Here is a 26,412-nt window from a genome sequence, read left to right on the forward strand (position 1 = left end):
AGTTTAGGCGGTCGAACCGGGGTCCTCCGACGAGGCGCCCGCGACGGACTGCCGAACACCCTCGGCCGACTTCTGCGCCTCGCGCACGCGCTTGCGGAGATTCTTGTCGGTGATCTGACGGTCGCCGACCGCACCGGGCGTCCACAGTTCCACGTCTTCGTCGCCGTAGCTCGACTTCGACGCGCGACGCTTCACCTCGGGAGGAATGGCACCGGGCGCCAGGCGGCGGGCGGTGATGAGGAAGCCCGTGTGCGCCACCATGCGGTGGTCGGGGCGCACCGCGAGGCCCTCGACGTGCCACCCGCGGACCATGGTCTCACTGGCATCCGGCTCGGTGAACAGTCCCGTCGCGCGGATGTACTCGGCCACACGGCTGAGCTGTGTGGCGGTGGCGATGTAGCAGAGCACCACGCCGCCCGGGGTCAGGGCGTCGGCCGCGGCGTCGATGCACTCCCACGGCGCGAGCATGTCGAGCACGATGCGGTCGACCGAGGCGGGGGCCACGGCATCGGGGAGACTCTCGACGAGATCGCCGACGACGACCTCCCAGGTCGCGGGCAGCTCGCCGTGGAACGTCTCGACGTTGGCGCGGGCGACCTCGGCGAACTCTTCGCGGCGCTCGAACGAGAGCAGCCGCCCCGCCGGGCCGATCGCACGCAGGAGCCACAGCGACAGCGCGCCCGAACCGACGCCGGCTTCGACGACGGTGGCGCCGGGGAAGATATCGGCCTGCGCGAGGATCTGCGCGGCATCCTTCGGGTAGACGATCGCCGCACCGCGCGGCATCGACATGACGAAGTCGCGCAGCAGGGGGCGGACGGCAAGGTAGTCGTGGCCGGAGCTGTTGGTCACCACGCTGCCGTCGGGCTCGCCGACGAGGAGCGAGTGCTTCAGCACGCCGTTGTGGGTGTGCAGCTCGCCTTCTTCGCGCAGGGTGATCGTGTGCATGCGCCCCTTGGGGCCGGTCAGCTGCACCCGATCGCCGACCCGGAAGGGGCCGCTCAGGTGGGGGGTCTCGCTCATCGGGTGACTCGTGTCTCTTCGGGGTGTGTCGGGGCGTGCGCGGTGTGGAGCGCCCGCAGGTCGGAGGTCGCGCGACCCTCGAGGCTCGGCCAGAGCTCGTGCGCGCCGACCCCCTCGAGCGGCACCATGAGGGGCACTCCCAGCGCGACGGCGCCGCTGGCGATCGCCGAGCGCAGTCCGTTCGGGGAGTCCTCGATCGCCACGGTGTCGCGGATGTCGACGCCGAGTGCGGCGGCGGCCTGCAGGTAGGGATCGGGGTAAGGCTTCGGGCGCTCGACGTCGTCGCCGGCGACCACGAGGTCGAAGGCCGGGAAGTCGATGAGCTCGACCACCGACAGCGCCATGCGGCGCATCGACATCGTCACGAGGGCGGTCTTGACCCCGTGGGCGCGGAGGTCGGCGAGCAGCTCACGGGCACCCGGGCGGAACGGCACGCCCGTGACGGCGAGCTGACGCTGCACCTCGTCGGTGAGGTAGGAGATGATCTCGTCGACGCCCCAGGGCACTCCCGCGTTCTGCAACAAGCGCGCGGAATCCTCCAGGGCGAGCCCGACCATGCCGAGCGCCTGCTCGTGCGACCACGAGCCGCCGAAGCGCTCTACGAGCGGGGTCTCCGCGGCCATCCAGTACGGCTCGGTGTCGACCAGCGTGCCGTCCATGTCCCAGAGGACGGCGGCGGGAGCGGGGGAAGTCATCGCTCCATCCTATTGAGGGCGCCGCTTTCGCCCCGTTCGACGCGAGGCCCGCGCGGGCCGGGACCGGCTCGGTGCGCGCGGGTGCGCCTATTCTGGAAGCCAGCCCCGACGGGGCAGAGGAGGTTGCGTGGACGCACTGGGTCGCCGGATCATCGTCGCCGCGTTCGACGGATGGAACGATGCCGGAGAAGCCGCGTCGGCGGCCGCAGCGATGCTGCGGGCCGACGTGGAGTACGAGGTCGTCCACACGGTCGACCCCGAACTGTACTTCGACTACCAGTACACGCGCCCCCAGGTCGGACTGGATGCCGAGGGGCGCCGCACCCTCAGCTGGCCCGAAGCCACGCTGCTGCGTCCCGTCGAGCGATCCGACGAGGCCGAGATCTGGCTGCTCGTGGGGGTCGAGCCCGCGCGCGCCTGGCAGGCGTTCGCGGCCGAGTTCATCGACGTCGCCCTGCGCGAGGACGTCTCGGGCTTCGTGGCGCTGGGCTCGATGATGTCCGACGTGCCGCATACGCGGCCCATCTCGGTGTTCGCCGGCAGCGATAACGAGGCCGTACGCCAGTCGCTGGGGCTCGAGCGGAGCCTGTACGAGGGGCCGGTCGGCATCCTGAGCGCCATCGGCCATGTGTCGGAGACGGTGGGGATCCCGACCGCGAGCCTGTGGGCGAGCGTGCCGCACTACGTCGCCGGGCACACGCCCTCCCCCAAGGCCACCCTCGCCCTGCTCGAGAAACTCGAGTCCGTCACGGGGATCGCCGTGCCGCGCGGAGACCTCGAGAACGAGTCGCGCCTGTGGGAGGCCTCGATCGATGCGGCCGCGGCCGACGACGACGAGATGAGCGAGTACATCCGCCAGCTCGAGCAGACCCGCGACACGTGGGACTCTCCCGAAGCCTCGGGAGACGCGATCGCCCAGGAGTTCGAGCGCTATCTCCGCCGTGGCGGCGACGGCCCCACCAAGCCCGGTCGCGACGACCCGCCCCGGCGCTGACGAGGACTCGCCGACGCCTCCCCCGGTCCCTTCGACGGGCTCGCGTACCTCTCTCTGCCTGAGCGCCACCACCCCGGGTCGGGGCGGAGTCTGGCCGCACCGCCGGGACCCTCGTCTGCACGACGAAGGCGCCGCCCCGAACGGGACGACGCCTTCGCGGCATCCGGGATCAACCGGTGATGGCGGAGTACGCCGGCAGCACGCCGAACGTGAGCAGCACCATGATCAGCACCCCCAGGGCCACGCGGTAGATCACGAACGGCAGGAAGCTGCCGCGCTTGAGGTACTGCATGAGGAAGGCGATCACGACGTAGCCGACGACGAACGCGATGAGGGTCGCCAGCGCCGTCTCACCGAGGTTGTACGGGCCGGTGCCCTCGTCGAAGCTCTTGTACAGCTCGAAGAACCCGCTCGCGAAGACCGCGGGGACGGCGAGGAGGAACGAGTATTCCGCGGCCGCCGTGCGCGTGTACCCGAGGGCTCGGCCGAGGGTCGTGGTCGCCCCCGAGCGAGAGACGCCGGGGACGAGAGCGAGGGCCTGCGCGACACCGAACGCGATACCGTGCGGGTAGGTCAGGTCGTCGAGCTCGCGACGACGCTTTCCGTAGTGGTCGGCGAGACCGAGCAGGATGCCGAAGACGATGAGCACCACCGCGGTGATCCACAGGCTCCGGAAGTTGTCGCGGATGAGACTCTGCAACAGCACGCCGAGCAGCGCGATCGGCAGCGTGCCGATGATGACCAACCAGCCCATGCGGGCGTCGGGGTCGGTGCGGGGCACCTTGCCGGTGAGCGAGCCGAACCATCGTGAGATGACCCGGACGATCTTCTTGCGGAAGTAGATGAGCACCGCGAGCTCGGTGCCGATCTGGGTGATGGCGGTGAACGTCGCGCCGGGGTCGGTCTTCGACGGGAGGAACTCCCCCACGATGCGCAGGTGGGCACTCGAGGAGATGGGGAGGAACTCGGTGAGGCCCTGGACGAGCCCGAGGACGATGACCTCGAAGATATGCATGCGGTCCTTCAGTACGTGCGGATGAGGTCGGCGAGGACTCGCTGACCGAACTGGAGCGCGTCGACGGGGACGCGCTCGTCGACCCCGTGGAACATCCCGGTGAAGTCGAGATCGGCGGGAAGGCGCAGCGGTGCGAATCCGTAACCGGCGATGCCGAGGCCGGCGAGGGCCTTGTTGTCGGTGCCGCCGCCCATGAGATACGGCACGACCGGCACGCCGGGATCGTGCCGACCGAGCTGTGCGATCATCGCGTCGACGAGGTCTCCCGAGAAGGGCACCTCGAGGCCGATGTCCTGGTGGACGATCTCGATCTCGACGTCGGGTCCGACGATCCGGCGGATGTCGGCGAGAGCCGCGTCTTCGGTGCCGGGGAGCACGCGCACGTCGATGAGCGCTTCGGCGCGGTCGGGAATGACGTTGTGCTTGTAGCCGGCGGTGAGGCCGGTCGGATTCGTCGTCGTGCGCAGGGTGGAACGGATGAAGCTGGATGCCGCGCCGGTGCGCAGGGCGAGAGCGTCGGGGTCGCCCGCGTCGTCGCCGGTGATCTCGGCCAGGCCCTCGAGCAACTGCCTGGTGGTGTCGGTGAGGCGGATCGGCCACTCGGTGCGGCCGAGGGCCGCGACGGCCTCGGCGAGCCTCGTCACGGCGTTGTCGGGGTGCAGGCCGCTGCCGTGGCCCGCGCGACCGCGCGCGACGAGCTTGATCCAGACGAGGGCCTTCTCGCCCACCTGCAGCAGGTACGCGCGGCGGTCGCCCACGGAAATGGAGTACCCGCCGACCTCGCTGATGGCCTCGGTGGCGCCGGCGAACCACTCGGGGCGGTTCTCGACCACGAGCGCCGAGCCCTCCACTCCGCCGTTCTCCTCGTCGGCGAAGAACGTCACGATGATGTCGCGCTCGGGCTGCTCCCCCGCGCGCAGCACGTCGGCGACGGCGGTGAGGATCATGGCATCCATGTCCTTCATGTCGACGGCCCCGCGACCCCAGAGCACGCCGTCGCGGATCTCGCCCGCGAAGGGGTCGACGCTCCAGTCGGCGGCGACGGCCGGCACCACGTCGAGGTGGCCGTGCAGGATCAGGGCGGGCTTGTCGGGGTTGCGTCCGGGGATGCGGGCGCAGACGTTCGTGCGACGCTCGATGGGCTCGTAGTACTCGACTTCGAGGCCGAGGGCTTCGAGGTATGCACCGACGTACTCGGCCGCTTCGCGCTCGCCCTCGGCTCGCCCCCCGCCGTAGTTCGAGGTGTCGAACCGGATGAGGTCGCGGGCGACGCGGGCGACCTCGGGGATATCGGTGTCGAGCTCGGGCATGCGCTCTACGGTACCGGGGGCGAGTGCGTTCCCCCGCCTCGTGTCGCCCCGGGACGCGCCCGGGCGGCGACGACGATTCGAGGCGGCCTCTGGAGCGTGGTAATGTCGTTCTTCGTTGCGAAAGCAGCAAAACACCCAGATGCGCGGGTGGCGGAATAGGTAGACGCGCTAGCTTGAGGTGCTAGTGCCCTTTAACGGGCGTGGGGGTTCAAGTCCCCCCTCGCGCACAGAATGAAGAAGGCCCCGGATTCGTCCGGGGCCTTCTTCGTTGTCTGCGTCGGCAGCCGTACAGCCAACCGATAGCCCCCACTGTCTGCCGACATAGGCCGCGTCCCTATCTTCCTTGCCGATAACGGTTCTCATTCGCAGAGAGCCGATCGCCGAAGGGATACCGACCTCCATGAAGACTGCGCGCACCGTCGTCGCCGCCACCGCCTGCGTTTCTCTCCTCACCCTCATCCTCGCCGGATGCTCGACCGGGGCGTCGTCCGCCGCTCCCGCCGCGGCCACCGACTCCAGCCCGAAGATCACCGTCGTCGCCGGAGAGAACGAGTACGCCGACGTCGTGCAGCAGATCGGCGGCGACCGTGTCGATGTCTCGGCGATCATGAGCGATCCCAACACCGACCCCCACACCTTCGAGGCGAGTGCGAGCGTGGCGAAGGAGATCGCCGGCGCCCAGCTCGTGGTGCAGAACGGTCTCGGATACGACGACTTCATGACCGATCTCGAGAAGGCCTCCCCCGACGCGAACCGCTCGGTCATCGTCGCCCAGGACGTCTTGGGCCTTCCCGACAGCACCGACAACCCGCACCTCTGGTACGACCCGAAGACGATGCCCGCCGTCGCGAGCGCCGTCGCCGACAAGCTCAGCGAACTCGACCCGGCGAGCGCCGACGCGTTCCGCACGAACCTGGCGACCTTCACGGCCTCTCTGAGCGACTGGACCGACGCTCTCTCGTCCTTCGCGAAAGACCACCCGAAGACACCGGTGGCCGTGACCGAGCCCGTCGCGGACTTCATGCTGCAGGCGGCGGATGCCGACGTCAAGACGCCGTGGAACCTGCAGGCGGCCATCATGAACGACACAGACCCCTCGGCCCAGGACACCGCGACGCAGGACGCCCTGTTCACCGGCAAGCAGGTGAAGGTGTTCCTGTACAACCAGCAGGTCACCGACGACACGACCGACAAGTACCTGCAGCTGGCGAAGGACAACGGCATCCCGGTGGTCGGCGTGTACGAGACGATGCCGGCGAACTACCACTACCAGGACTGGATGCTGGCCGAGGTGAAGGCGCTCGAGACGGCTGTCACCCAGGGCACCTCGACCGAGCACCTGTGAGCGAGGATTTTCCGCACCGCGATCCCGACGTCGTCCTCCGGGCACGCGGGATCGCGGTGCGTCTCGGCGGTGCTCCCGTGCTCGAAGATGTCGATCTCGACGTTCCGCCGGGTGCGATCGTCGGGTTGATCGGGGCGAACGGCGCGGGCAAGACCACGCTGCTGCGGGTGCTGCTCGGCATCCTGCGTCCGCACTCCGGTCGGGTACACCGCCCGGACCGGCGCGCGGGCATCGGATACGTACCGCAGAAGATCAGCCTCGACCCGCACGCGCCGCTGCGCGCCCGAGATGTCGTGATGCTCGGTCTCGACGGAGCGCGGCTCGGGATTCCGCTCGGGCGGGGGCGGCTGCGCGGCGTCGTCGACGAGGCTCTCGCCCGCGTGGGGGCGACGGGGTTCGCCGATGCGCGCGTGGGCGAGCTCTCGGGCGGGCAGCAGCAGCGCGTGCTGTTGGCACACGCGATCGTGAGCCGCCCCGCCCTGCTGCTGCTGGACGAGCCGCTCGCGAGTCTCGACCCGGTGAGCGCGCGCGACGTCGTCGTGCTGCTCGACGAGCTGCGCCGGCAGAGCGGCGTGGCGATCGTGGTCACCGCACACGATCTCACCCTGCTGCTGCCCGTGCTCGACCGTGTCGCGTACCTCGCGGGCGGTCGAGCGGCGGTGGGAACGCCGGCGGAGGTGGTGCGAGACGACGTGCTGAGTGAGCTGTACCGCCGTCCGATGCGGGTGATCGAGGCGGCGGGACGCACCTTCGTCGTCGCCGACGAGGGGGTGACGAACGCGTGAGCGCCGTGCTCTCGGCGTTCTTCGTCAGCCCGACGGTGCAGACGGCCCTCGTGGTGGGCACGGTGGTCGCGGTGGTGTCGGGCATCGTCGGGGTGTTCACCATCACGCGCGGACAGTCGTTCGCGGGGCACGCGCTCGCCGACCTCGGGGCGGTCGGGGGCTCGGGCGCGTTCCTTCTCGGGGTCAGCCAGCTGTGGGGGTTCGTTCTGGCGGGGGTGGTGTCCGCCGTGGCCATGGAGGCGATCGGGACACGTCGCCTCGAGGGACGCGATGTCGCCACGGGGGTCGTCTTCGGCGCGGGGATGGGGCTGACCGCTCTGTTCCTGACGCTCGACACCCTGATCGGCGGTTCGAGCAACGCGGCGATCTCGGTGCTGTTCGGCTCACTGTTCTCGGTCGACTCACGGCTCGTGCCGGTCATCGTCGCCCTGGGGGCCGCCACCCTCGCGATCGTCGCCGCGGTCTGGCGGTGGGTGAGTCTCGAGACGCTCGATCGCGATCTCGCCGCCGCGCGCGGGGTGCCGACGCGTGGGGCGAGCACGCTGTTCCTGATCGCGCTCGCTCTGTCCGTGCAACTGTCGTCGCTGTCGATCGGAGCGATCCTCTCGACGGCGCTGCTCATCGGACCGGCGGCGACCGCCCTGCTGTTCACACGGCGACTGGGGACCGCTGCCGCGCTGGCCGCGGTCATCGCTGTGGGTCAGGTCGGGGTCGGCTGCCTGGTGTCGTTCGCGAGCTACGACTGGTTCGGCGGCAACAGCTGGCCCGTGAGCTTCACGATCGTCGCGGCGGTGTTCCTCACCTACATGGGCGCGCGCGCCGTCGACGCCCTCCGTCCCCTCGTCCACCGAACGGCCGTGGCGTGATGTTCGCTGCATACTTGATGACCGCATGGGCGGGAGGGACCATCGTGGCGGTGGTCGCGGGCGTCGTCGGCTTCTTCGTCGTGCTGCGCGGCAACGCCTTCTTCGCCCACGCCGTGCCGCACGGCGCGTTCGCCGGGGCGGCCGGGGCGGTGCTGATCGGGGCGAACCCGCTCGTGGGCCTCGGGGTCTTCGCCGCGGGCGGGGCGGTGGGCATCGTGTTGCTGGGACGCCGGGCTCGACACGACGTCGTCACGGCCCTGACCCTCGTGACCATGCTCGCCCTCGGCGCGCTGTTCCTCAGCCGCTCGCGCGAGTACTCGGCGCAGGTGTTCGCCCTGCTGTTCGGTCAGATCCTCGGTGTCTCGCCCGGTCAGCTCGTCACGATGAGCCTGCTCGGGCTCGGGTGCCTCGGGCTGGTCGCGCTCATCGCGAGGCCTCTCCTTCTGGCATCCGTCTCCCCCGCCCTCGCCGCCGCGCGTGGAGTACCGATCACGGGGGTGGACCTGGTGTTCGCGCTCGTGATCGCCGCCGCGACGACGGTGAGCGTTCCGATGGTGGGGGCGCTGCTGATGTTCGCGCTGCTCATCGGCCCCCCGGCCGCCGCGCAGGTGCTCGCGCGGACGCCCGGTCGGGGCCTGTCGCTGTCGATCGTCCTCACGCTCGTCACCGTGTGGGCATCGATCGCGCTCGCCGTGACCACCGACCTGCCGATCGGGTTCTTCGCCACGGCGATCGGTGCACTGCTGTACGCGGGCGCTCGCGGCGCGGCGCGGTCACGTCACCGCCGGCTGAGATGATCCGGATATGCGAACCCGGCACCGAGGCGGCGACCCTGACATCGCCAGCGCGCGGTGCACCGGTGCGCGCGCCCCGCGCCTGCCGTGACTCCGCAGAAACACCCGTGTGACATCCGCCGCTTAGCGTCGGGGCATGCCCGCTTTCGCTGTTCCGACGATCGACATCTCCGCCTGGGTCGGCCCCGGGTCCTCCGACGCGCGTGCAGCGGTGGTCGCCGCGGTCGACCACGCGTGCCGCACGGTGGGCTTCATGCAGGTGGTGGGTCACGGCATCCCCGATGCCGTGATCGCGGAGCTGACCGAGGGGCTCGACGAGTTCTTCGCCCTGCCGCTGGAGGTGAAGAAGGCGTACGTGCGGCCCGCGGCGGAGAACCGCGGGTACAGCCCGCCGAAGAGCGAATCGCTCAGCTACAGCCTCGGCGTCGACCCGGTGACGCGCATGAACGACTTCTTCGAGGCGTTCAACGTGGGCACCTCCGCCGCCGAGTACCCCGGCAGCACCGCGACAGAAGCGGACTACGCCGAGAACACCTGGCCCCTCGAAACCCGGACCTTCGAGCCGGCGGTACGCGAGTACTACGACGAAGCGCGCCGGGTCGCGCATACCCTGACCCGGATCTTCGCGTCGGCCCTTCGCGTGCCCGACGACTTCTTCGACGGCGTCACCGGCCACTCGATCGACGTGCTGCGCATGAACAACTACGCCCTGCCGCCCGGCGAGATCGAGCTCGGCGCCGAGCTCACCGGCATGGGCGAGCACACCGATTTCGGTCTCGTGACGGTGCTGTGGGCGGATCAGGTCGCGGGCCTGCAGGTCTTGGCACAGGACGGCTCGTGGAACGACGTCTCCCCCGCTCGCGGAGCGCTGCTCGTCAATCTCGGCGACGTCGCCGCCCGCCTGACCAACGACCGCTGGATGTCGACGCTGCACCGGGTGAAGCCACCCGTCGTCGACGGGACGATCGAGCGGCGCCGATCCGCCGCCTTCTTCCACGACGGCAACGCCGACGCGGTCATCGCCCCGCTGCCCCACTTCGTCTCGGACGAGGCTCCGGCCCTGTACGACCCGGTGACGGTGCGCGAGCACATCACGGCGAAGCTCGCGGGGTCGCGCGCGGGCCGCAAGAACACGGGTGCACGCCGCGAGGCGGCGCGGGTCACGGCTGCCGGACGGGGCTGAGCCGGGTCGGCGCGCGGCGACGGGCGGGGCTCGCGCCCGCACGCATAAACGCGATCCGCGACCATGAACGCTCTCTCCCCGCGTTTCTGCGCGTCGATCGCGTTTCTGCGCGCCGCGGACGCGAGCGCCGCGGGGCCCGATCAGGCCGCCGACACCCCGAACAGCAGACCCAGCACATAGGTGACCGCGGCGGCGCCGAAGCCGATCGCGAGCTGACGCAGACCGCGCTTGAGGGGTGAAGCGCCCGAGAGCAGACCGACCATCGCCCCGGTGCCGATCAAGGCGATGCCGACCAGGCCGAGGGCCAGGGCGACGGCCGCGAAGCCCGACATCCCGAAGATCCACGGCAGGACCGGGATGATCGCGCCCGAGGCGAAGAATAGGAAACTCGACAGGGCCGCCCCCCACGCGCTGCCGACGACGTCGTGAGACGACTCGCCCGGGGCTGCTGCTGCCGGTGCGGTGCCGGCCCGAGCCGCGGTGACGACCTCGCGGGCCCGTTCGAGGGCGGCATCGGCATCCATCCCGCGCGTGCGGTAGACGAGCGCGAGCTCGTTGGCATCCAGGTCGAGATGGGGAAGGGCCGAGTCGGCGAAGTCGCTCTCTTCGGTGGCTTCGAGCAGCTCGCGCTGCGAACGCACCGAGACGAACTCGCCGGCGCCCATCGAGAGGGCTCCCGCGAGCAGGCCTGCGATACCGCTGAACAGCACGAAGCTCGGGGCGACGCCGGTGGCGCCGACTCCCATGACGAGGGCGAGGTTCGACACGAGGCCGTCGTTCGCGCCGAACACGGCCGCGCGGAAAGTCCCCGAGAGGCGACGGCGCCCGCGGGCGGCGAGGCCGCGCACGACCTCGTGGTGCACACGCTCGTCGGCCGCCATCGCGGGGGTGGCATAGGGTTCGTCGGCGTAGGGCGAGCGGGCCTCGGCGTTCTGGGCCAGGGCCAGCACGAAGATCGATCCGAACCGGCGGGCCATCCACGCCAGCAGACGTGTCCCGATGCCGGGCTGCGGCAGTCGCGGCGGCTGCTCGCCGAGCAGGTCGATCCAGTGCTGCTCGTGGCGCCCCTCGGCCTCGGCGAGAGCGAGGAGGATCTCTCGCTCTTCGCCGGTGCGACGCGACGCGAGCTCGCGGTACACGCGCGCCTCCGCGCGTTCGTCGACGAGATAGCGCGCCCAGCGGTGGCGATCGCGGGCGGTGGGTGTGGCGGGGGTCACGGGGGCTCCTTCGGGTCGCCCCCAACGGTAGTGAGGCGGGTTCGCCCTCTCGGGCGCGTCGGCCCACACTGACAGCATTTCGGGCCTCCGAAGAGCGTGATCCCGCGGATGCCGAGGCTTCGGTGCCAGCATTTCGGCACCGCGAAAGCGGGTCGTGGGAGCGCGTCGGCGCATCGCTCCCGCACACCGGTCGGGCCTTCTCGTCGGGCTTCGCGCAGCACATCGCTGACGACGCTGTCGCAGCGTGTCACCGGGATGTCAGCGAGATGCCCTCTCGCGAGGGCGGCAGCCTCGAGCGGCTGCGAGCGGGCCGGCCGGCGCGGGGCCGGGCGCAGGCCCCGAGGCGGGGCCGGGCGACGCGGGGCCGGGGCTTGCGCGCCTCAGGAATGCACGCGCTTGCGCAGCACGTCGATGCGCGCCTGCAGCTGCGCGACGGTCGCGTGCGACACCGCCGGGCCGCCGCAGATCCGCCGGAGCTCGGCGTGCACGAGGCCGTGCGGCTCGCCGCTCTGGCGCGCGTACAGGCCGACCATGGTGTTGAGCAGCTGGCGCTGCTCCTTCAGGGTGCGGTGGAGCGGAGCCGGAAGCCCTCCGTCGTCGACGGACGGCGACTCGACGCCGCTCTCCTTCTCGGTCGCTTCACGGGTGGAGCGGTGACGCGATTGCCGCGTGGCGCGCGACATGAGCACCTCGTGCACCTGCTCGGGTTCGAGGAGGCCCGGGATGCCGAGGAACTCCTCCTCCTCGATGGTTCCCGGAACCGCGAGCTGACCGAACTCCTGCCCGTCGAACATGACGCGGTCGAAATGCGCGAGCGAACCGAGGGCCTGGTACTCGAACTCCTGCTCGAGCGCGTCGGACGCCTTGTCCTCGCGCTCGGCGGCATCCATCATGTCTTCTTCGGCGTTCCACTGGTCTTCCGCGTCGCTGTCGCGGTCGAGGGCGTGCTCGCGTTGCGCCTCCATCTCGCCCGCGAGGGCGAGCAGCTGCGGAACGTTGGGGAGGAACACGCTCGCGGTCTCACCGCGACGGCGCGCGCGGACGAAACGGCCGATGGCCTGGGCGAAGAACAGCGGAGTGGAGGCGCTCGTGGCGTAGACGCCGACGGCGAGGCGCGGAACATCCACCCCCTCGGACACCATGCGCACCGCGACCATCCAGCGGCTCGTGCCCTTCGAGAAGGTCTCGATGCGCCCCGACGCCTCCGCCTCGTCGGAGAGGACGACGGTGACCTTCTCGCCGCTGATGTCTTCGAGGATGGCCGCGTACGCGCGCGCCGCGGTCTGATCGGTCGCGATGACCAGGCCCCCGGCATCCGGGACCGTCTCGCGCACCTCGGTCAGGCGCCGGTCGGCGGAGCGGAGGACCGCGGGGATCCAGTCGCCGTTCGGGTCGAGCGCGGTGCGCCAGGCCTGCGAGGTGATGTCCTTGGTGTTGTCCTGCCCGAGCTGGGCTTCCATCTCTTCGCCGGCTTTGGTGCGCCAGCGCATCTGTCCGGCGTAGACGAGGAAGAAGACGGGACGCACGACGCCGTCCTCGAGGGCGCGTTTGTAGCCGTAGGCGTAGTCGGTGCGCGAGAGGCGGATGCCCTTCGCATTCGGGTGGTACTCCACGAACGGAATGGGCGCGGTGTCGCTGCGGAACGGCGTCCCCGACAGAAGCAGGCGCCGGGTCGCGCGGTTATAGGCCTCGCGCAGGGCGTCGCCCCAGCTGAGCGCGTCTCCACCGTGATGCACTTCGTCGAGGATGACGAGTGTTCTGGCATCCATCGTCAGACGCTGGTGCACCTCGGCCTTGACCGCAACCTGGGCGTAGGTGACCGCGACGCCGTGATACTGCCGCGAGGGCGTCGCATGCCGGTTGGAGAAGAACGGATCGAGACGGATGCCGACGCGCGCGGCCGCCTCGGCCCACTGGGTCTTGAGGTGCTCGGTGGGGGCCACGACGACGATGCGGTCGACGACGCGGCGACGCATGAGCTCGGACGCGAGGCGGAGGGCAAAGGTGGTCTTACCGGCGCCAGGGGTGGCCGCGGCGAGGAAGTCGCGCGGTCCCTTTCCCTCGCCGTCGGGTCCGTCGAGACCGAAGTAGAGGTCGAGCGCCTCGGCCTGCCAGGCGCGCAAGCGCTGGGCCGTTCCCCACGGCGCGCGCTGCGGGAACGACGGCGAGAGGTGCTCGGCGGCGAAGGAGCCGAAGTGCGGCTCGACCCCGTCGAGGGCCGGGTCGGGAATCGCCCCGGGCGCGGGCTCGTCGGCGACGGGCGCGGTGGCGTGGGACGGCTCGGCGACGGGTTCCGCGCCGCCTTCCGAGGCGGTTTCGGGGGCCGCGGGGGTGGATGCCGGGACCGGCAGGGCCGTGCGGGCGGCGGGCCCAGGGCTCGCAATCGGGCCGGGGCTCGCGACCGGACCGGGGGACGCGACCGGACCGGGGCTCGCGACCGGGCCGGGGCTCGCGACCGGGCCGGGAGAGGCGATGCGCGGAGTCGCCGCTTCGGCGGCCGGGCTCGTGTGCGGGAGGGCCGAGGGGCGGGCTTCTTCTTCCAGCATCGAACCTCCATCCTTCGCGAGCGCGAACATCCACGATAGGCGACCTCGGAGGCCGCCACGCCCGGGCAGAAGGCCGATACGGCGCGCCACCGGCCATAAACGCGATCCGCGCCGAGCAACGCGGGCAGAGCGTGTTTCTGCGTGCGGATCGCGGTGTTGTGTGAGCTTCACGCGTGATTCGCGGCGACAGAAGACCGGTCGTCCACGCTCCTCGGTGTCGTCCGCGCACCTGTTGTCGTGGTCGGCCACGCGCAGCCGTCCGAGACGAGCGTCTACCGACGAGCCGCGGCGCGGTGTCGATGCACGCGCTCTCGCGTGGCGCACCGGGGACTGCAGAACTCCCGGTGTCCTCGCGGAGAGGTATCTACGAACGGAACGATGCACGTCGACGAGCGGCACACTCGGAGTTTGTCGAGGTCTCCGGCGGACCACAGCTCGATAGCTGCGGCGACGACCGGTTCGAGCAACGGAGCAGACGATCCGGCCTCGATCAATCTCAGGCTCACTCCACCGTTGGCACCGAATGCGAGCGTCAGCCCCAGCCTGCGGCCAAGGTCACTCAGGGCCTCGGATGCACCCTCTCGTGGACCAAGCAAGATGCGCACGAGGTCGTCACGAACGGCGATGACAGTCGTCAGGTCGGCGGACCAGCCGTTCGGAGACAGAGCGTGCAATTGCCCGACGGTCGTCAGTTCGTCGGAGAAACCCGGCTCCGGCCGGGTGTCGAGCAGTGCGAGCAACAGAGTGCGATCGGAGCCCTGCAGGGTGACGTCATCCACCTCAACAATGTAACGCATTGATTCGATCGCATGCGTTACGTTAACGCGATGCGCAATCATCCCGGCAATATGGGTCGTTCCTTCTGGGGGTGGCTCGGGGTTGCCTCGCTCGTGAGGTCTCCCGTTCTCATGTCTGCTGTCGCATTCAGTGCCATTGCGGCTCTCGTGCTCCAGAACCCGGACCGGGGCGGACTCCTCGCGGCGGCGAGTGTCGTCGGGATGCTGGCCGGCACGCCCGTGAGCATCGTCGCTCAACGCCTCCTCTCGACGCGGAGGCTGCTGACCATCCAGCTCCTTCTGTGCTCTGCGAGTTGGTTGGCACTGGCGTTCAGCCTGGACCGTCCCTTCGGCGTCTGGATGGCGATCTCGGCTGTCGCCGGCGTGAGCATGGCTGGATCAGCGGGGCTCATCCGCTCCACCCTGTCCGCGGCCGTGCCAGCGCGGGAACAGGCTCGAGCATCGACACTCGACGCTCTGGCCCAGGACGTGCTCGTCTTCCTCGCGCCGGTATTCGTCGCCGTCGCCCTCGGCGCGGGAGCTGTCGGCGCGCCAGTGGCTGTCTCGGCACTCGCGCTCGCGGCAGTCATCGGTGTGCAGTTTCAGACGATGGACTCAGCGTCGACGCCGTCCGACGCGCATGCTCCCGAGGACGCGGTGTGCGCGACACCGCGACCGTCGTTCCGATGGTTCACCTGGACCGTCTTCAGCGTGGGAGTCGGCATGCTGCTCGGCGCCGTCGAGGCGGGAGCGGTGGGCCTTTCGCTCCAACTGGACCTCGAGGTGCAGGACGCGTGGCTCGCATTCCTGGTTCTGGGCGCATCGAGCGCCGTCGGAGCGTGGCTGGACATCGTCTGGCTCCAGCGCTGGCATCCGGCACGACGACTCCCCCTGCTCGTCGCCCTCTTCCTCGCCGGCGCCGTCCTGCTCACGTGGGAACCGCAGTGGCTGACGGCCCTCGCGGGGTTGCTGCTCGTGGGGCTCCCTACGGCCGCTCTTCTGGGACTGCGATCGCACGTGTTCGACTCCGGCGCCGCCGCCCACCGGAAGACGGGCCTCACCCTGGCCTTCGCCGGTCAGAGCATCGGATTCGCTGCCGGTGCAGCTGGCTTGGCGCTTTCCGGTCAATCCGGAGCGCTCGTCGCCGCCGGGAGCGTCGTGGCAGTGGGAGGAGTGCTGGGAACCATTGAGCTCAGACGCCAACCCGGTGATCGTTGAGCAGGCCGTTCGCCCCGCGGCTCGACGTCGTGAAGCGTCGAAGCCAACACGTCTCAGGGTGCGGCGGTGACGGCGTGGTGCGAGCGGGTGCGGCATTCGCCGCGGCGCTTCGGAGCTTCGCAGACGACGGTGTACCCGAAACCGGGATCCGCGTCCAGAAACCCGAGCAGCAGGCGTTTCTGCGCGCGGATCGCGTTTACGCCGCCCCCAATACGGATGCCGCGGCCGCTCGCACCCAGCTCACTCGCCGTGTCGGTGGCCGGGGGTACCGTGGAAGCCGGAGGTTTCGATGACACTCGATCCGCACTCGCCCCGCACCTCGCCCACGCCCGACAACCCCGGTCCGCACCCGTGGCGCCGCTACGTCGCCCTCGGCGACTCGTTCACCGAGGGGATCGGCGACCCGCTGCCCGACGGCGGTCATCGCGGGTGGGCCGACCGGGTCGCCGAGGTCCTCGGCGCGCAGGTCGACGATTTCGCCTACGCCAACCTCGCGGTGCGCGGAAAGCTCATCGCGCAGATCGTCGCCGATCAGATCGAGCCGGCGCTCGCGCTCAAACCCGACCTCATCACCATCTCTGCGGGCGGAAACGACGTCATCCGCCCGGGCAGCGATCCCGATGCCGTGTCGCGGCAGTTCGAGAACGCCGTCGCACGTCTGCGCGCGAGCGGGGCCACCATCGTCGTCTTCACGGCGATCGACACCGAGTTCACGCCGGTGTTCCGCGGCATCCGTGGAAAGGTCGCGATCTATAACGAGAACATCCGCTCGATCGCCGATCGCTACGACTGCGTCGTCGCCGACCAATGGGGCCTGAAAGAGGTGCAGGACATGCGCTTCTTCGACGACGACCGGCTGCACTACAACTCCCTCGGCCACCACGAGGTCGCCCGTATGGTGCTGCGCGCGCTCAACGTGCCGAACGACCTCGAGCCGATGAAGGCCGAAACCCAGGCGATCACGACCTGGCGCGCCGCGCGCGAGAAAGACTTCGTGTGGGCGCGCGAGTACCTCGTGCCCTGGGTGCTGCGGCGCCTGCGGCACCAGTCGTCGGGCGATCACATCCAGGCGAAGCGGCCCGAGCCGCTGCCCGTCGTCACCCTCGCCCCGGGGCCGGATGCCGCTGCCTCCCGCGACACTCAGGTCTGACGGGCGTGACTCCGCTGCCCGACCCAGTGACCGCGCTGTTGAGCGCCACCGATGCCGTCACACTGCTGCGCGACGCCGAACACCTCGCCGCGGGACTCAGCGAGGCGGGGTGGACCCCCGAGGTCGAGAGCGGGCGCTTCGGCGCCGACGGGTGGGATGTGCTGTCGTCCGCATGGGCGCCGAGCGTCTCGGTATTCCTCGACGGGTCGGAACGGTCGGTGCGCGAGGCCGCCCTGGCCGTCGCCGCGGCGATGAAGGCCGAGCCGCACCGGTGGACCTTCGACTCCGAAGGGCCTGACTGGTCCACCTGGTCCGTCGACGACGAACGCTGGGGCTCGGACGACATCGACTGGCTCGTGTGGGAAGGAACGGATGTCTCCGTGACCCTGTTCACCGCCGGCGAGACCCCCGCGGGCCCCGGAACACTCCCGGCGCACCTGCAGCTCTCGATCGGTCGCGTCGATACCCCGTCCGAGGGCCTCCCCCGCGACGACGACCGCGCACGGCGCGTGCTGCGCGAAGGATCCGTGGTCGACAGGTGGTATCTCGCCGGCGAGCGCGACCTCCCCGCCGACGTGGTCGAAGCGCTCGAGAATGATCCGGACCCGCGCGTGCGTGCGGCGGCAGAGTCGGAACGCTGGATTCGCGAGCAGGCGTTCGGCGGACCTCAGCCGGCGGAGTGACGTCGGAGCGCCCGAGCACCTCCCTCCCCCAAAGAGCTCAAGGAGAACCCCATGCACGTCGTTATCGTCGGGGCCGGCATCGTCGGCGTCTCGGTCGCGTGCGCTCTCGCCGGGCGCGGTGTCGCGGTCACGGTGCTGGACCGTGATGGCGGAAAGCAACGCGGGTCGACGGCCTTCGCCCCCGGTTTTGTCGGGGTCTACAACGATGCGCCCGTGCTCACGGAACTCGCGCGCGCGTCGGTCGACGTCTACCGGGAGCTGCCCGCGTTCGCCCCCAGCGGCGGCCTCGAGCTGGCGACGAGCAGCGCAGGTGCTGAGACTCTCGCCGAACGTGTCCGCTCCGCCCAGCGCGCGGGACTCCGCGCGACTCTCGACGCGCCGCGAGGTCTCCCCTCGTTCGTCGACGACCGGCAGGTCGTGGCGGTCGCGCGGTACGACGACGACGGAGTCGCGACGCCTCATCTGCTGAGAGCCCAGCTGCGAGCTGTCGCCGAGAGCTCGGGCGCGCAGTTCGTCGCTCCCGCCGAGGTGGTCGATATGCGACCGCGCGGCGGCGGATGGACGGTGCGCACCGCCGACGGACGAACCCTCACCGCCGATCAGGTCGTTCTCGCGGCGGGAATCTGGGGCCCCGGTCTCGCGGGCATGCTCGGACGACGTCTGCCTCTCTTCCCCGTCGCGCATCCGTACGTGTACGCACGACCGAGAGCACCCCGCGTGGACCCGGGTCCCTTCGTGAGGTGGCCCGAGCACCACGTCTACGCGCGAGCGCACGGCGACACCCTCGGTATCGGCAGCTACGACCACCGCCCCGCGCCCGTGGCCCCCGCGGCTCTCGACGGCGGCGCCGGCCTGGCCTGGGACCCCGCGTTCGATGCTCCGATCGCGTCGGCGCAGAGCCGCCTCCATCCCGACGCCCGATTCACCCCGGCGGCACGGGTGAACGGGGTGTTCGCCATGACGCCCGACAACCTCCCCTTCCTCGGCCCGGTGCCCGGCGCGGAGGGAGCCTGGATCGCGCAGGCGATCTGGGTCACGCATGCGGGCGGAGCCGCTCTCGCGCTCTCTCGCGCTCTGTGCGGAGAGCTCGCCCTTCCCGAAGAGCTCGCCTGCGACCGGTTCGAGGACGCCCCGGCGCACGACCTCGAGACGTCGGCTCTGCGGCTGTACCGCGACATCTACGCGCACGACTCCGTGTGAGTCTGTGCGCCGGGCGTCAGCCCCGGCGACCTCGCGCCAGTTCCCACAGCGCCACCGCGCTCGCGGCGGCGACGTTGAGCGAGTCCACTCCCCCGGCCATCGGGATCGTCACGACCGTGTCGGCGGCGGCCAGCGCGCCGCGGCTCAGGCCGTCGCCCTCGGCCCCGAGCAGCAGGGCGACGCGCTCGTGCCCTGCAGCAGAGAAGGCATCGAGTGTCACCGCGTCGTCCGAAAGGGCCAGCGCGGCGAGGTGGAATCCGGCCTCGTGCAAGAGCGGCGCGGCCTCCGACCACTCGGGCAGCCGCGTCCACGGCACCTGGAACACCGTTCCCATGCTCACGCGAACGCTGCGGCGATAGAGCGGGTCGGCGCACCGGGGCGTGACGAGCACGGCATCCGCTCCGAGAGCCGCCGCCGAACGGAACGCCGCACCGATGTTGGTGTGGTCGACGATGTCTTCGAGCACGACGACGAGCCGCGCGTCGCGGACGACCTCCTCGACGGATGCCAGGGCCGGACGATGCATCGACGCCAACAGGCCCCGGTGCACGGTGTATCCCGTGACCCGCTCGGCGATCTCGGCCGGGACGACGTAGACGTCTGCGTCGTCCCCGACCAGTGCGAGGGCATCGGCGAGGAACTTCTCCTGCACGAGGACCGAGCGGGGTCGGTGCCCCGCGCGGAGTGCGCGGTCGAGCACCTTCGACGACTCGGCGATGTACAGCCCGCCCGCGGGCTCCGACACCCGCCGCAGCGACACGTCGGTGAGGTCGCGATAGTCGGCGAGACGAGGGTCGTCGGCGGTTTCGAGGGGAATGACGGGCATCGTCCCATCGTGCCAGCACACTCCGGCCCGGTGCGGCCCGGTCCCCCGGTCGAGTGTCCGAGCACACCGCTCCTCCGTCCTCCCGCGCGGAGTGTCGTGACCACGCGGCCGGCGCGGCGGCGCCCCGAGCGTTGAGTGTCCAGAACACCCGGACGTTTCAAAAAAGCGTCCGGGTTTCTTGGACACTCAACGAGAGCACGGAGCGGTGGCGGGCCGCGGGAGCGGTGGCGGGCGCGTGAGCGTGGGAACGCAGGGGCGCGACGGGATGCCGGACCCCGGCCCTCACGCCACGTGCAGCGCGCGCCCTCCGGCGATCACCAGGGACCGCTCGGGCTGGCGGACGAGCGCGTCCAGGGGGTTCTCGGCATCCACCAGGACGATGTCGGCGCGCGCCCCCTCGACGAGGTCGTGCACCTCTCGGCCCACGGCCCACGCGCCCGCGCTGGTCGCGAGCCGCACGACGCGGAGCAGGTCATGGTCGTGCACCAGGCCGCCGGCGCGGGCGTACTGCCAGGCGATACCGAGCGTGTCGCCGGTTCCGAACGGACTCCACAGATCCCGGATGCCGTCGGTGCCGAGACCCAACCGGACGCCGGCCGCGTCGAGTTCGGCGAGGGGCAGCTGAGCGAGGCGCAGAGGCGCGACGGTGGTCATCGAGACCCCGGCCTCGCCCATCGCCGCGAGCAGGTCGCGGCGGCGAGCAGGTTCGAGCTGGGCGACGGCGAACCCGTGGGCGATGTTCACCCGGCCGCCCAGGCCGAGGCGCTGTGTGCGCTCCACGAGCAGCTCGATCTGGAACGCGCCGAGCTCGGCCGCGTCGTGCAGGTGGATGTCGAGGCCGACGCCGGTGTCGGCGGCGAGCGCGGTGAGGGCGTCGATCTGGCCGACGGGGTCGCGGTCGATCGAGGCGGGGTCGAGACCGCCGATCGCGGTGACGCTCTCACGGCCCGCGGCCTCGCGCAGCAGCTCGAGCACGCCGGGGCGACGCAGCACCCCGTCCTGCGGGAACGCGACGATCTGCACGTCGAGAGCGCCCCCGTAGGCCGCCGCAGCTTCTTCGACCGCCTCGATCCCGCGCAGCCCCACGCCGTCATCGACGTCGACGTGCGTGCGGATCGCCGTGGTGCCGTGGCGCACGAGCTCGCGCAGCACGAACGCGGACCGCTCGAGGGAGGGGATGCCGAGCGCGTCGCGCTGTTCCCGCTCGTGGCGGATGCGCCCCTCGGTCGATCCCTCGCCGCCGTACGGCTGCCAGGGCAGTCCCCACCAGGATTTGTCGACGTGCGCGTGGGCGTTCACGATGCCCGGGAGGGCGAGCAGACCGCGCCCGTCGAACTCGCGGATGCCGATCGGCTCGGTGGCGGCGGGAGTGATCGCGGTGATGCGTCCCTCGTCGATGGCGATGTCCACGAGGTCGCCGCCCCACGGCCGCACGCGGCGGAGAGAGGTGACGTCGAGCATGGCGGGCCGGGGGAAGGAGCTCATCCCCCCAGTATCGGCGCCGTGGCTCTCCGTACGACGGGGGTGTGCGACGCCGGGCGCGTCGGGTACGCGGTTGCTGGCGTAGCGAGGATCCGCGCCGGGTGCGCGACGTCGTTCGCGGGTGATGACGGGAGCGGCCCGTCTCGGCGCCGCGGTCGCGGGGGCTCGCGGCGCGAGCCGGTGTCGGCGCCCCGCCATAGACTCGAACGGACGGAGGTGCGCATGATCGACACGACGGAGGAGGCCGGGTTCTCGGCATCCATCGATCGCGCCGTCGACGTCCTCGCGGGTCGCAAGATCGCCGTGCTGACGGGGGCGGGCGTGTCGACCGACTCGGGTATCCCCGACTACCGCGGCAAGGGGGCACCCACACGCACGCCGATGACGGCGCAGCAGTTCCTCTCGAGCGCCGACGCCCGTCGCCGCTACTGGGTGGGCAGTCACCTGGGCTGGAAGGTGTTCGCGGCCGCGCAGCCGAACGACGGCCACCGTGCCCTCGCCGACCTCGAGTCCGCGGGAGTCGCGAACGGCGTCATCACGCAGAACGTCGACGGTCTGCACGTGCGGGCGGGCAGCGGCCGGGTGGTCGAGCTGCACGGCACCATGCGCCGGGTCGGCTGCCTGCAGTGCGGGCAGGTGTTCGACCGCCGCGATCTGGCGGAGCGCGTCGAAGCCGATAACCCGTGGATCTCGCTGCCCGAGAACGTCGAGCTGGGCCCCGACGGTGACGTGACCCCGGCGTCGGCCGACGGGTTCGTCGTCCCGGTGTGCTCGGTGTGCGGGGGCACGCTCAAGCCCGACGTCGTGTTCTTCGGCGAGTACATCCCGGTCGAGAAGTTCCGCGAGGCCGAGCAGCTGGTCCATGCGAGCGAGGCTCTGGTCATCGCCGGTTCGTCGCTCGTGGTCAACTCCGGCATCCGACTGGTCGAGCGGGCGCGGCGCAGGCGCCTCCCGGTGGTCATCGTCAACCGCGGAGAGACCCGCGCCGACCAGCGAGCGGCGGTCAAGATCGACGGCGGCACGACGCACGTGCTGCGCGCCCTCGCCGACCGGCTGCCGGCTCTGCTCTGAGGCTCGGCTCCTCTCGCGCAGCGACCTCCCGGCGAACGGCGACGCTGTGATCGCGCGACGACACCGCAGCCGCACGCGCCCGCCGGGAGAGGCGGCCCGCGCCATCCGGTGCCGCGCCCACCGCCGTCACCGCTCCCGCGTGAAGCCCACTGCTCCGCCGTCGAGGAACGCCCGGTGCGCCCCGCGCACGGTCATGCCGGTGAGACGCTCGATCGCGGAGGTCGCCCCGGGGCGCAGCTCGTCGTGGCGGCGCACGAAGACCTCGTGGGCGCGGGGGGCGTTCCACCCCGCGGGCAGCAGGTCGGCCGGCAGGTCGGGATCGGTGAAGGGGAAGCGGCGGTAGTCGTCGGTGAGGCGCACGCGAGCCACCAGGGCATCGTCGTGGGTCCCGCCGTCGACCGGGCTGTCGTGCTGCGCCACGAACCTGCCGTACAGCGCGTCCAGCGCGTCGAGGTCCCACCCGCGTGCGGCGATCGATCGGTCGTGGTCGAGGTCGCCGCTGCGGCTGAGGAACACGTCGGAGCTCACGCCGTTTGTCTCCATCAGATCGCGCGCCGCGGCCATGCGGTCGCCGGGTGCGACCCAGATCGCGGGCTGCAGCTGCCCGAAGCCCAGCCAGGTGAGCTGTTTGCGCACCTCGTCGCGGGCCGAGCGGTCGCTCGCGCGCGTCGCGATGAGCGTCCATTGGCCGTCCCACTCGCCGGATACGTGCCGGAAGATGCGTTCGCGTCCCTCGTCGAGCAGCTGCCAGGCCTTGGGCGAGAGCACGTAGGTGGTCAGGCGACCGTCACGGCGGGTCTCGAACCACCCCTCGGCCCGCAGGCGCGACATCACCACGCGGGTGGTGGCCGGTTCGACCTCGAAGAGCTGGAGTACGTCGCTGAGTCCGCGCAGCGGAGCCTCGCCGTCGCCGCAGTAACGGAAGTAGTCCCCGAAGAGCGTGAAGACGAGAGAACGGGGGCGCATGCGAGAACGTTACCCGACCATTATGTAACGAAGTGCTGGCGTCGAACGTTTTTATGTTGCATACTCGTTGCGTCGTGACGGTTCGACATTCTCAGCGAGGAGGCTGACATGCGTATCGCAATCATCGGAGGCGGCCCGGGCGGGCTGCTCTTCGCCGCCCTGGCCGCGCGGAACATCCCCGGGGCTCACGTCGACCTGTTCGAGCGCAATCGCGCCGACGAGGCCTTCGGCTTCGGCGTCGTCTTCTCGAACGCGACGCAGAGCGGAGTGGATGCCGCCGACTCGGCGCTGCGCGAGACCCTCGACGCGTCGGGGGTGCGGTGGGACGCCATCCGCGTCACCGCGAAGGGCGAGACCATGACCTTCGCCGGCAACGGCATGGGCGCCGTGCTGCGCAAAGATCTGCTCGCCGCCCTCCAGCAGCGGGCCGTCGCCGCCGGGGCGCATCTGCACTTCTCCGCCCCGCGATGCATCGACGAACTCGGCGACTACGACGTGATCGTGGCCGCCGACGGAGCGAACTCGCAGACGCGCGCCGCGATCGGCGACGACACCCTGGGGGTGACGTACGAGACGGCCGCGGCGAAGTTCATCTGGTTCGCCACCGATGCCCCCTTCGAGGGCCTGACGTTCCTGCACACCCACGCCGAGGGTCTTCCCGACGACGTCGCCGGCGTTTTCGCGGCGCACGCCTATCCGATCGGCGGCGGCCTGTCGACCTTCATCGTCGAGACCGACGAAGACACCTGGCGCGCCGCCGGTCTCGACGCCTTCGCCCCCGCCACTCCCCCGGGCCCGAGCGACGAGCACAGCCAGCACCGGCTCGAGCAGATCTTCGCCCCCCTCATCGGCGGCGCACACCTCATCGGCAACAACTCCCGGTGGGGCAACTTCCGCACCATCCGCGCGCGCAGCTGGCACCGCGGCAACGTCGCTCTGCTCGGTGACGCCGTGCACACCGCGCACTTCTCGGTCGGCAGCGGCACGAAGATGTCGCTCGAAGACGCCATCGCCCTCGCCGACGCTCTCGCGGCGCACCCCGACGACGTCGAGGCCGCGTTCCTCGCGTACGAGGGCGTGCGGCAGCCGCAGGTCGCCCGCATTCAGGGCGCGGCGCGGCCGAGCCTGTCCTGGTGGGAGAACTTCGGGACGTACTTCCACGCGTTCGAGCCCTGGCAGTTCGGTTTCCACTTCTTCTCGCGCGCCCTCCCCGCGGCCAAGATCGCGCGCCGCGACCCGGATGCCGTGGACCGTGCCCTGCGACAGTGGCAGAACAGGCACGGCGCCCCGCCCCTCGAGTCGGCGGTGACGGGGCTCCTCGACAGACGTGTACTCGACCGCGACCAGCTGCCCCCGGTCGTGACGGTCGCGGCGGGCGACGGCATCCGTCCCGACGACGCCGTGCGCGAGGCCCTCGCCGGTCACGCCGACGCCTCGGCCGTGCTCGTCACGGGCGGCAGCGCGCTCGATCGCCAGCTCACCGCCGAGGCCGCTCGCCTGCGACACGGCGTGGCGGCGATCATCGACGAGCCCGAATGCGACGAGGATCGCGCCATGACCCTGGTGCTCTCGGGCCGCGCGGATGCGGTGCTGCGATGAAGACGCGCGAGGGGACGACGCCCTGGCCCGCCGACGTCGCCGCGCGGTACCGCGCCGAGGGGCTGTGGCAGGGCCGCACGCTCGGTGACGCGTTCGCCGAAGCCGCACACGTGCACGCCGACCGGGTCGCTCTCGTCGACGACGAGGTCTCCCTGACCTACACCGAGCTGCACGACCGGGTCGAGGCGTGCGCGGCGCGCCTGATCGATCTGGGCCTCGTCCCCGACGATCGCGTCGTCGTGCAGCTGCCGAACCACTGGACGTTCGTCGTTCTGACGGTCGCGTGCCTGCGGGCCGGGATCGTGCCGGTCATGGCACTGCCCGCCCACCGCGAGCACGAGTTGCGACACCTGGTCTCGGCATCCGAGGCCGTCGCGCTCGTCACTCCCGACATCCTGCGCGACTTCGATCACTTGGCGCTCGGCCGCGCTCTGCGGGCGTCGAGCCCGACCGTGCGGCACCTGATCGTGCTGAGCGACGATGACGACGCTCCCGACGCCGTCAGCCTCAGGGCCCTGTGCGCACCGTCCGACGACTCGATCCGCGGTCGGGCGCTGCCGAGGCCGGATGCCACCGACGTCGCCGTGTTCCTGCTCTCGGGCGGCACGACGGGCCTTCCCAAGCTCATCGCCCGCACGCACGACGACTACCTCTGCAACATCGTCCTGACCTCGCCGCCCTCGGCGGTCGATCGCGACACGGTATACCTCGCGACGCTGCCCATGGGACACAACTTCCCGCTCGCGTGCCCCGGCATCCTGGGCACCCTGCTCGCCGGCGGCACTGTCGTGCCGTTGGGTTCTCCGCGGCCCGAGCGCGCATTCGCGGCCATCGAGCGGCACGGGGTCACCCACACCGCCGCGGTGCCCGCGGTGGTCGCCTCGTGGCTCGATCACGCCGGCGCCGTGGGGTTCGACGCACTCGGGAGCCTGCGCGTGCTGCAGGTGGGCGGAGCGCGCCTCGCCGACGAACTGGCCGAGCGCGTCGTGCGGGGGCTGCCGGGCACGCTGCAGCAGGTGTTCGGCATGGCCGAGGGGCTCATCAACGTCACGCGGCTCGACGATCCGGTCGAGGTCGTCGTCGGTACGCAGGGGCGTCCCGTGTCGCCCCTCGACGAGCTCCGCGTGGTCGACGAGACGAGCGGGCTCGACGTCGCCCCGGGCGCACCCGGCGTGCTGCTCACCCGAGGCCCCTACACGCCGCGCGGGTACTTCGACGCTCCGGAGACGAACGCGCGCTCCTTCACCCCCGACGGCTACTACATCACCGGCGACATCGTGCGCCGGCGTCCCGACGGGAACCTCGTCGTCGAGGGACGCAGTAAAGACATGATCAACCGCGGCGGCGAGAACATCTCGGCCGAAGAGGTCGAGAACCTCGCTTACGCCCTGGCGGGGGTGCGCCTCGCCGCGGCGGTGGCCATGCCGCACGACACCCTGGGTGAGACGGTGTGCCTGTTCGCCGTGCTGTCCGACGGGCACGACCTCGATCTCGGCGCGGTGAGGGCGCACTTCGACGCCTGTGGCGTCGCGGCGTTCAAACGCCCCGACCACCTCGTGACGGTGACCGAGCTGCCCTTGACGAAGGTCGGCAAGATCGACAAAAAGGCCCTGCGCGAACGTCTCGTCGCCGAGCGGTCCGCCGAGCTCACCGCATCCTGATCCGGAA

23 protein-coding genes and 1 tRNA gene are annotated in these 26,412 nt (G+C 70.9%); 14 read left to right on the plus strand and 10 right to left on the minus strand.

Going from position 1 to position 26,412, the window contains the following annotated elements:
• Positions 1-3: 3 nt before the first annotated feature.
• Complete coding sequence (locus tag MTE01_RS08405) at positions 4-1,023, minus strand: tRNA (adenine-N1)-methyltransferase (protein ID WP_103209670.1); 1,020 nt, start codon at positions 1,021-1,023, stop codon at positions 4-6.
• Positions 1,020-1,718, minus strand: coding sequence for an HAD family hydrolase (locus tag MTE01_RS08410; RefSeq protein WP_103209672.1), 699 nt, complete (start codon positions 1,716-1,718; stop codon positions 1,020-1,022). Before MTE01_RS08410 ends, MTE01_RS08405 begins: the two co-directional genes overlap by 4 nt.
• Before the next feature lie 127 nt (positions 1,719-1,845).
• Here MTE01_RS08410 and MTE01_RS08415 point away from each other — a divergent pair, with 127 nt between their 5' ends.
• The gene (locus MTE01_RS08415; protein WP_103209675.1) at positions 1,846-2,712 is read left to right on the plus strand and encodes a PAC2 family protein; all 867 of its coding nucleotides are present in this window, start codon (positions 1,846-1,848) and stop codon (positions 2,710-2,712) included.
• Positions 2,713-2,881: 169 nt separating this feature from the next.
• On the opposite strand, the gene MTE01_RS08420 is transcribed toward MTE01_RS08415, so the two are convergent.
• A complete protein-coding gene (locus MTE01_RS08420) occupies positions 2,882-3,727 on the minus strand; it encodes an undecaprenyl-diphosphate phosphatase (RefSeq protein ID WP_103209677.1) in 846 nt (281 codons plus the stop codon).
• An 8-nt stretch (positions 3,728-3,735) separates the two neighbouring features.
• Positions 3,736-5,037, minus strand: coding sequence for a M20/M25/M40 family metallo-hydrolase (locus MTE01_RS08425; protein WP_116240155.1), 1,302 nt, complete (start codon positions 5,035-5,037; stop codon positions 3,736-3,738).
• Between the two features lie 141 nt (positions 5,038-5,178).
• Between MTE01_RS08425 and MTE01_RS08430 the strand changes: the two genes are divergently transcribed.
• The 6 genes from MTE01_RS08430 (at position 5,179) to MTE01_RS08455 (ending at position 10,010) form a co-directional block, all read left to right on the plus strand.
• Positions 5,179-5,264 (plus strand) — tRNA-Leu (locus MTE01_RS08430).
• Between the two features lie 173 nt (positions 5,265-5,437).
• Positions 5,438-6,382, plus strand: coding sequence for a metal ABC transporter solute-binding protein, Zn/Mn family (locus MTE01_RS08435; RefSeq protein WP_103209682.1), 945 nt, complete (start codon positions 5,438-5,440; stop codon positions 6,380-6,382).
• On the plus strand, positions 6,379-7,167 hold the full coding sequence (locus MTE01_RS08440; RefSeq protein ID WP_116240154.1) for a metal ABC transporter ATP-binding protein: 789 nt from the start codon (positions 6,379-6,381) through the stop codon (positions 7,165-7,167). Before MTE01_RS08435 ends, MTE01_RS08440 begins: the two co-directional genes overlap by 4 nt.
• Entirely contained in the window at positions 7,164-8,033 is an 870-nt protein-coding gene (locus MTE01_RS08445; protein ID WP_103209687.1) for a metal ABC transporter permease, read from the plus strand. Before MTE01_RS08440 ends, MTE01_RS08445 begins: the two co-directional genes overlap by 4 nt.
• Positions 8,033-8,830 (plus strand): metal ABC transporter permease, encoded by a 798-nt coding sequence (locus MTE01_RS08450; RefSeq protein WP_141376826.1) that lies wholly within the window; start codon positions 8,033-8,035, stop codon positions 8,828-8,830. Before MTE01_RS08445 ends, MTE01_RS08450 begins: the two co-directional genes overlap by 1 nt.
• A gap of 133 nt (positions 8,831-8,963) precedes the next feature.
• Entirely contained in the window at positions 8,964-10,010 is a 1,047-nt protein-coding gene (locus MTE01_RS08455) for an isopenicillin N synthase family dioxygenase (RefSeq protein ID WP_141376828.1), read from the plus strand.
• A gap of 140 nt (positions 10,011-10,150) precedes the next feature.
• Here MTE01_RS08455 and MTE01_RS08460 read toward each other — a convergent pair whose 3' ends face one another.
• From MTE01_RS08460 to MTE01_RS08470, 3 genes are all read right to left on the minus strand, one after another.
• The gene (locus tag MTE01_RS08460; protein ID WP_103209695.1) at positions 10,151-11,227 is read right to left on the minus strand and encodes a VIT1/CCC1 transporter family protein; all 1,077 of its coding nucleotides are present in this window, start codon (positions 11,225-11,227) and stop codon (positions 10,151-10,153) included.
• A gap of 380 nt (positions 11,228-11,607) precedes the next feature.
• Positions 11,608-13,773 carry a DEAD/DEAH box helicase family protein gene (locus MTE01_RS08465; protein WP_246078128.1) on the minus strand — a complete coding sequence of 722 codons (2,166 nt, stop codon included), beginning with the start codon at positions 13,771-13,773 and terminating at the stop codon, positions 11,608-11,610.
• 272 nt (positions 13,774-14,045) lie between these two features.
• A complete protein-coding gene (locus MTE01_RS08470; protein WP_141376830.1) occupies positions 14,046-14,612 on the minus strand; it encodes a CGNR zinc finger domain-containing protein in 567 nt (188 codons plus the stop codon).
• Positions 14,613-14,681: 69 nt separating this feature from the next.
• Between MTE01_RS08470 and MTE01_RS08475 the strand changes: the two genes are divergently transcribed.
• From MTE01_RS08475 to MTE01_RS08490, 4 genes are all read left to right on the plus strand, one after another.
• A complete protein-coding gene (locus tag MTE01_RS08475; protein ID WP_141376832.1) occupies positions 14,682-15,767 on the plus strand; it encodes an MFS transporter in 1,086 nt (361 codons plus the stop codon).
• A gap of 289 nt (positions 15,768-16,056) precedes the next feature.
• Positions 16,057-16,917 (plus strand): SGNH/GDSL hydrolase family protein, encoded by an 861-nt coding sequence (locus MTE01_RS08480; protein ID WP_103209707.1) that lies wholly within the window; start codon positions 16,057-16,059, stop codon positions 16,915-16,917.
• Positions 16,918-16,922: 5 nt separating this feature from the next.
• Positions 16,923-17,600, plus strand: a complete 678-nt coding sequence (locus tag MTE01_RS08485; protein ID WP_141376834.1) for a hypothetical protein — start codon at positions 16,923-16,925, stop codon at positions 17,598-17,600.
• Positions 17,601-17,651: 51 nt separating this feature from the next.
• Positions 17,652-18,800: an NAD(P)/FAD-dependent oxidoreductase gene (locus tag MTE01_RS08490; protein WP_141376836.1), complete on the plus strand. Its 1,149-nt coding sequence runs from the start codon at positions 17,652-17,654 to the stop codon at positions 18,798-18,800.
• 16 nt (positions 18,801-18,816) lie between these two features.
• Here MTE01_RS08490 and MTE01_RS08495 read toward each other — a convergent pair whose 3' ends face one another.
• Positions 18,817-19,626: a TrmH family RNA methyltransferase gene (locus MTE01_RS08495; RefSeq protein WP_103209715.1), complete on the minus strand. Its 810-nt coding sequence runs from the start codon at positions 19,624-19,626 to the stop codon at positions 18,817-18,819.
• 282 nt (positions 19,627-19,908) lie between these two features.
• The gene (locus MTE01_RS08500) at positions 19,909-21,111 is read right to left on the minus strand and encodes an amidohydrolase family protein (RefSeq protein ID WP_141376838.1); all 1,203 of its coding nucleotides are present in this window, start codon (positions 21,109-21,111) and stop codon (positions 19,909-19,911) included.
• Positions 21,112-21,330: 219 nt separating this feature from the next.
• On the opposite strand from MTE01_RS08500, the gene MTE01_RS08505 reads away from it, so the two are divergent.
• Positions 21,331-22,179 (plus strand): Sir2 family NAD-dependent protein deacetylase, encoded by an 849-nt coding sequence (locus MTE01_RS08505; protein WP_141376840.1) that lies wholly within the window; start codon positions 21,331-21,333, stop codon positions 22,177-22,179.
• Positions 22,180-22,305: 126 nt separating this feature from the next.
• Here the strand turns inward: MTE01_RS08505 and MTE01_RS08510 are convergent, their stop codons facing one another.
• Positions 22,306-23,145, minus strand: a complete 840-nt coding sequence (locus tag MTE01_RS08510) for a PaaX family transcriptional regulator (protein WP_141376842.1) — start codon at positions 23,143-23,145, stop codon at positions 22,306-22,308.
• A 108-nt stretch (positions 23,146-23,253) separates the two neighbouring features.
• Between MTE01_RS08510 and MTE01_RS08515 the strand changes: the two genes are divergently transcribed.
• Both MTE01_RS08515 and MTE01_RS08520 read left to right on the plus strand, forming a co-directional pair.
• Complete coding sequence (locus MTE01_RS08515) at positions 23,254-24,744, plus strand: FAD-dependent monooxygenase (RefSeq protein WP_141376844.1); 1,491 nt, start codon at positions 23,254-23,256, stop codon at positions 24,742-24,744.
• Positions 24,741-26,405, plus strand: coding sequence for a (2,3-dihydroxybenzoyl)adenylate synthase (locus tag MTE01_RS08520; RefSeq protein ID WP_141376846.1), 1,665 nt, complete (start codon positions 24,741-24,743; stop codon positions 26,403-26,405). The genes MTE01_RS08515 and MTE01_RS08520 overlap by 4 nt, the downstream gene beginning before the upstream one ends.
• Positions 26,406-26,412 lie beyond the last annotated feature (7 nt).

Origin of the sequence: Microbacterium testaceum (assembly GCF_006539145.1) — a bacterium.
Lineage (GTDB): Bacteria > Actinomycetota > Actinomycetes > Actinomycetales > Microbacteriaceae > Microbacterium > Microbacterium testaceum.

What these genes read in the sequence shown, in the direction of transcription:
- MTE01_RS08515 (WP_141376844.1), top strand. Translation starts at nt 23,254, where the DNA reads ATGCGTATCGCAATCATCGGAGGCGGCCCGGGCGGGCTGCTCTTCGCC.
- MTE01_RS08520 (WP_141376846.1), top strand. Translation starts at nt 24,741, where the DNA reads ATGAAGACGCGCGAGGGGACGACGCCCTGGCCCGCCGACGTCGCCGCG.
- MTE01_RS08510 (WP_141376842.1), bottom strand. Translation starts at nt 23,145, where the DNA reads ATGCGCCCCCGTTCTCTCGTCTTCACGCTCTTCGGGGACTACTTCCGT.
- MTE01_RS08500 (WP_141376838.1), bottom strand. Translation starts at nt 21,111, where the DNA reads ATGAGCTCCTTCCCCCGGCCCGCCATGCTCGACGTCACCTCTCTCCGC.
- MTE01_RS08420 (WP_103209677.1), bottom strand. Translation starts at nt 3,727, where the DNA reads ATGCATATCTTCGAGGTCATCGTCCTCGGGCTCGTCCAGGGCCTCACC.
- MTE01_RS08465 (WP_246078128.1), bottom strand. Translation starts at nt 13,773, where the DNA reads ATGCTGGAAGAAGAAGCCCGCCCCTCGGCCCTCCCGCACACGAGCCCG.
- MTE01_RS08495 (WP_103209715.1), bottom strand. Translation starts at nt 19,626, where the DNA reads ATGCCCGTCATTCCCCTCGAAACCGCCGACGACCCTCGTCTCGCCGAC.
- MTE01_RS08505 (WP_141376840.1), top strand. Translation starts at nt 21,331, where the DNA reads ATGATCGACACGACGGAGGAGGCCGGGTTCTCGGCATCCATCGATCGC.
- MTE01_RS08480 (WP_103209707.1), top strand. Translation starts at nt 16,057, where the DNA reads ATGACACTCGATCCGCACTCGCCCCGCACCTCGCCCACGCCCGACAAC.
- MTE01_RS08405 (WP_103209670.1), bottom strand. Translation starts at nt 1,023, where the DNA reads ATGAGCGAGACCCCCCACCTGAGCGGCCCCTTCCGGGTCGGCGATCGG.
- MTE01_RS08450 (WP_141376826.1), top strand. Translation starts at nt 8,033, where the DNA reads ATGTTCGCTGCATACTTGATGACCGCATGGGCGGGAGGGACCATCGTG.
- MTE01_RS08435 (WP_103209682.1), top strand. Translation starts at nt 5,438, where the DNA reads ATGAAGACTGCGCGCACCGTCGTCGCCGCCACCGCCTGCGTTTCTCTC.
- MTE01_RS08490 (WP_141376836.1), top strand. Translation starts at nt 17,652, where the DNA reads ATGCACGTCGTTATCGTCGGGGCCGGCATCGTCGGCGTCTCGGTCGCG.
- MTE01_RS08455 (WP_141376828.1), top strand. Translation starts at nt 8,964, where the DNA reads ATGCCCGCTTTCGCTGTTCCGACGATCGACATCTCCGCCTGGGTCGGC.
- MTE01_RS08470 (WP_141376830.1), bottom strand. Translation starts at nt 14,612, where the DNA reads ATGATTGCGCATCGCGTTAACGTAACGCATGCGATCGAATCAATGCGT.
- MTE01_RS08410 (WP_103209672.1), bottom strand. Translation starts at nt 1,718, where the DNA reads ATGACTTCCCCCGCTCCCGCCGCCGTCCTCTGGGACATGGACGGCACG.
- MTE01_RS08475 (WP_141376832.1), top strand. Translation starts at nt 14,682, where the DNA reads ATGTCTGCTGTCGCATTCAGTGCCATTGCGGCTCTCGTGCTCCAGAAC.
- MTE01_RS08425 (WP_116240155.1), bottom strand. Translation starts at nt 5,037, where the DNA reads ATGCCCGAGCTCGACACCGATATCCCCGAGGTCGCCCGCGTCGCCCGC.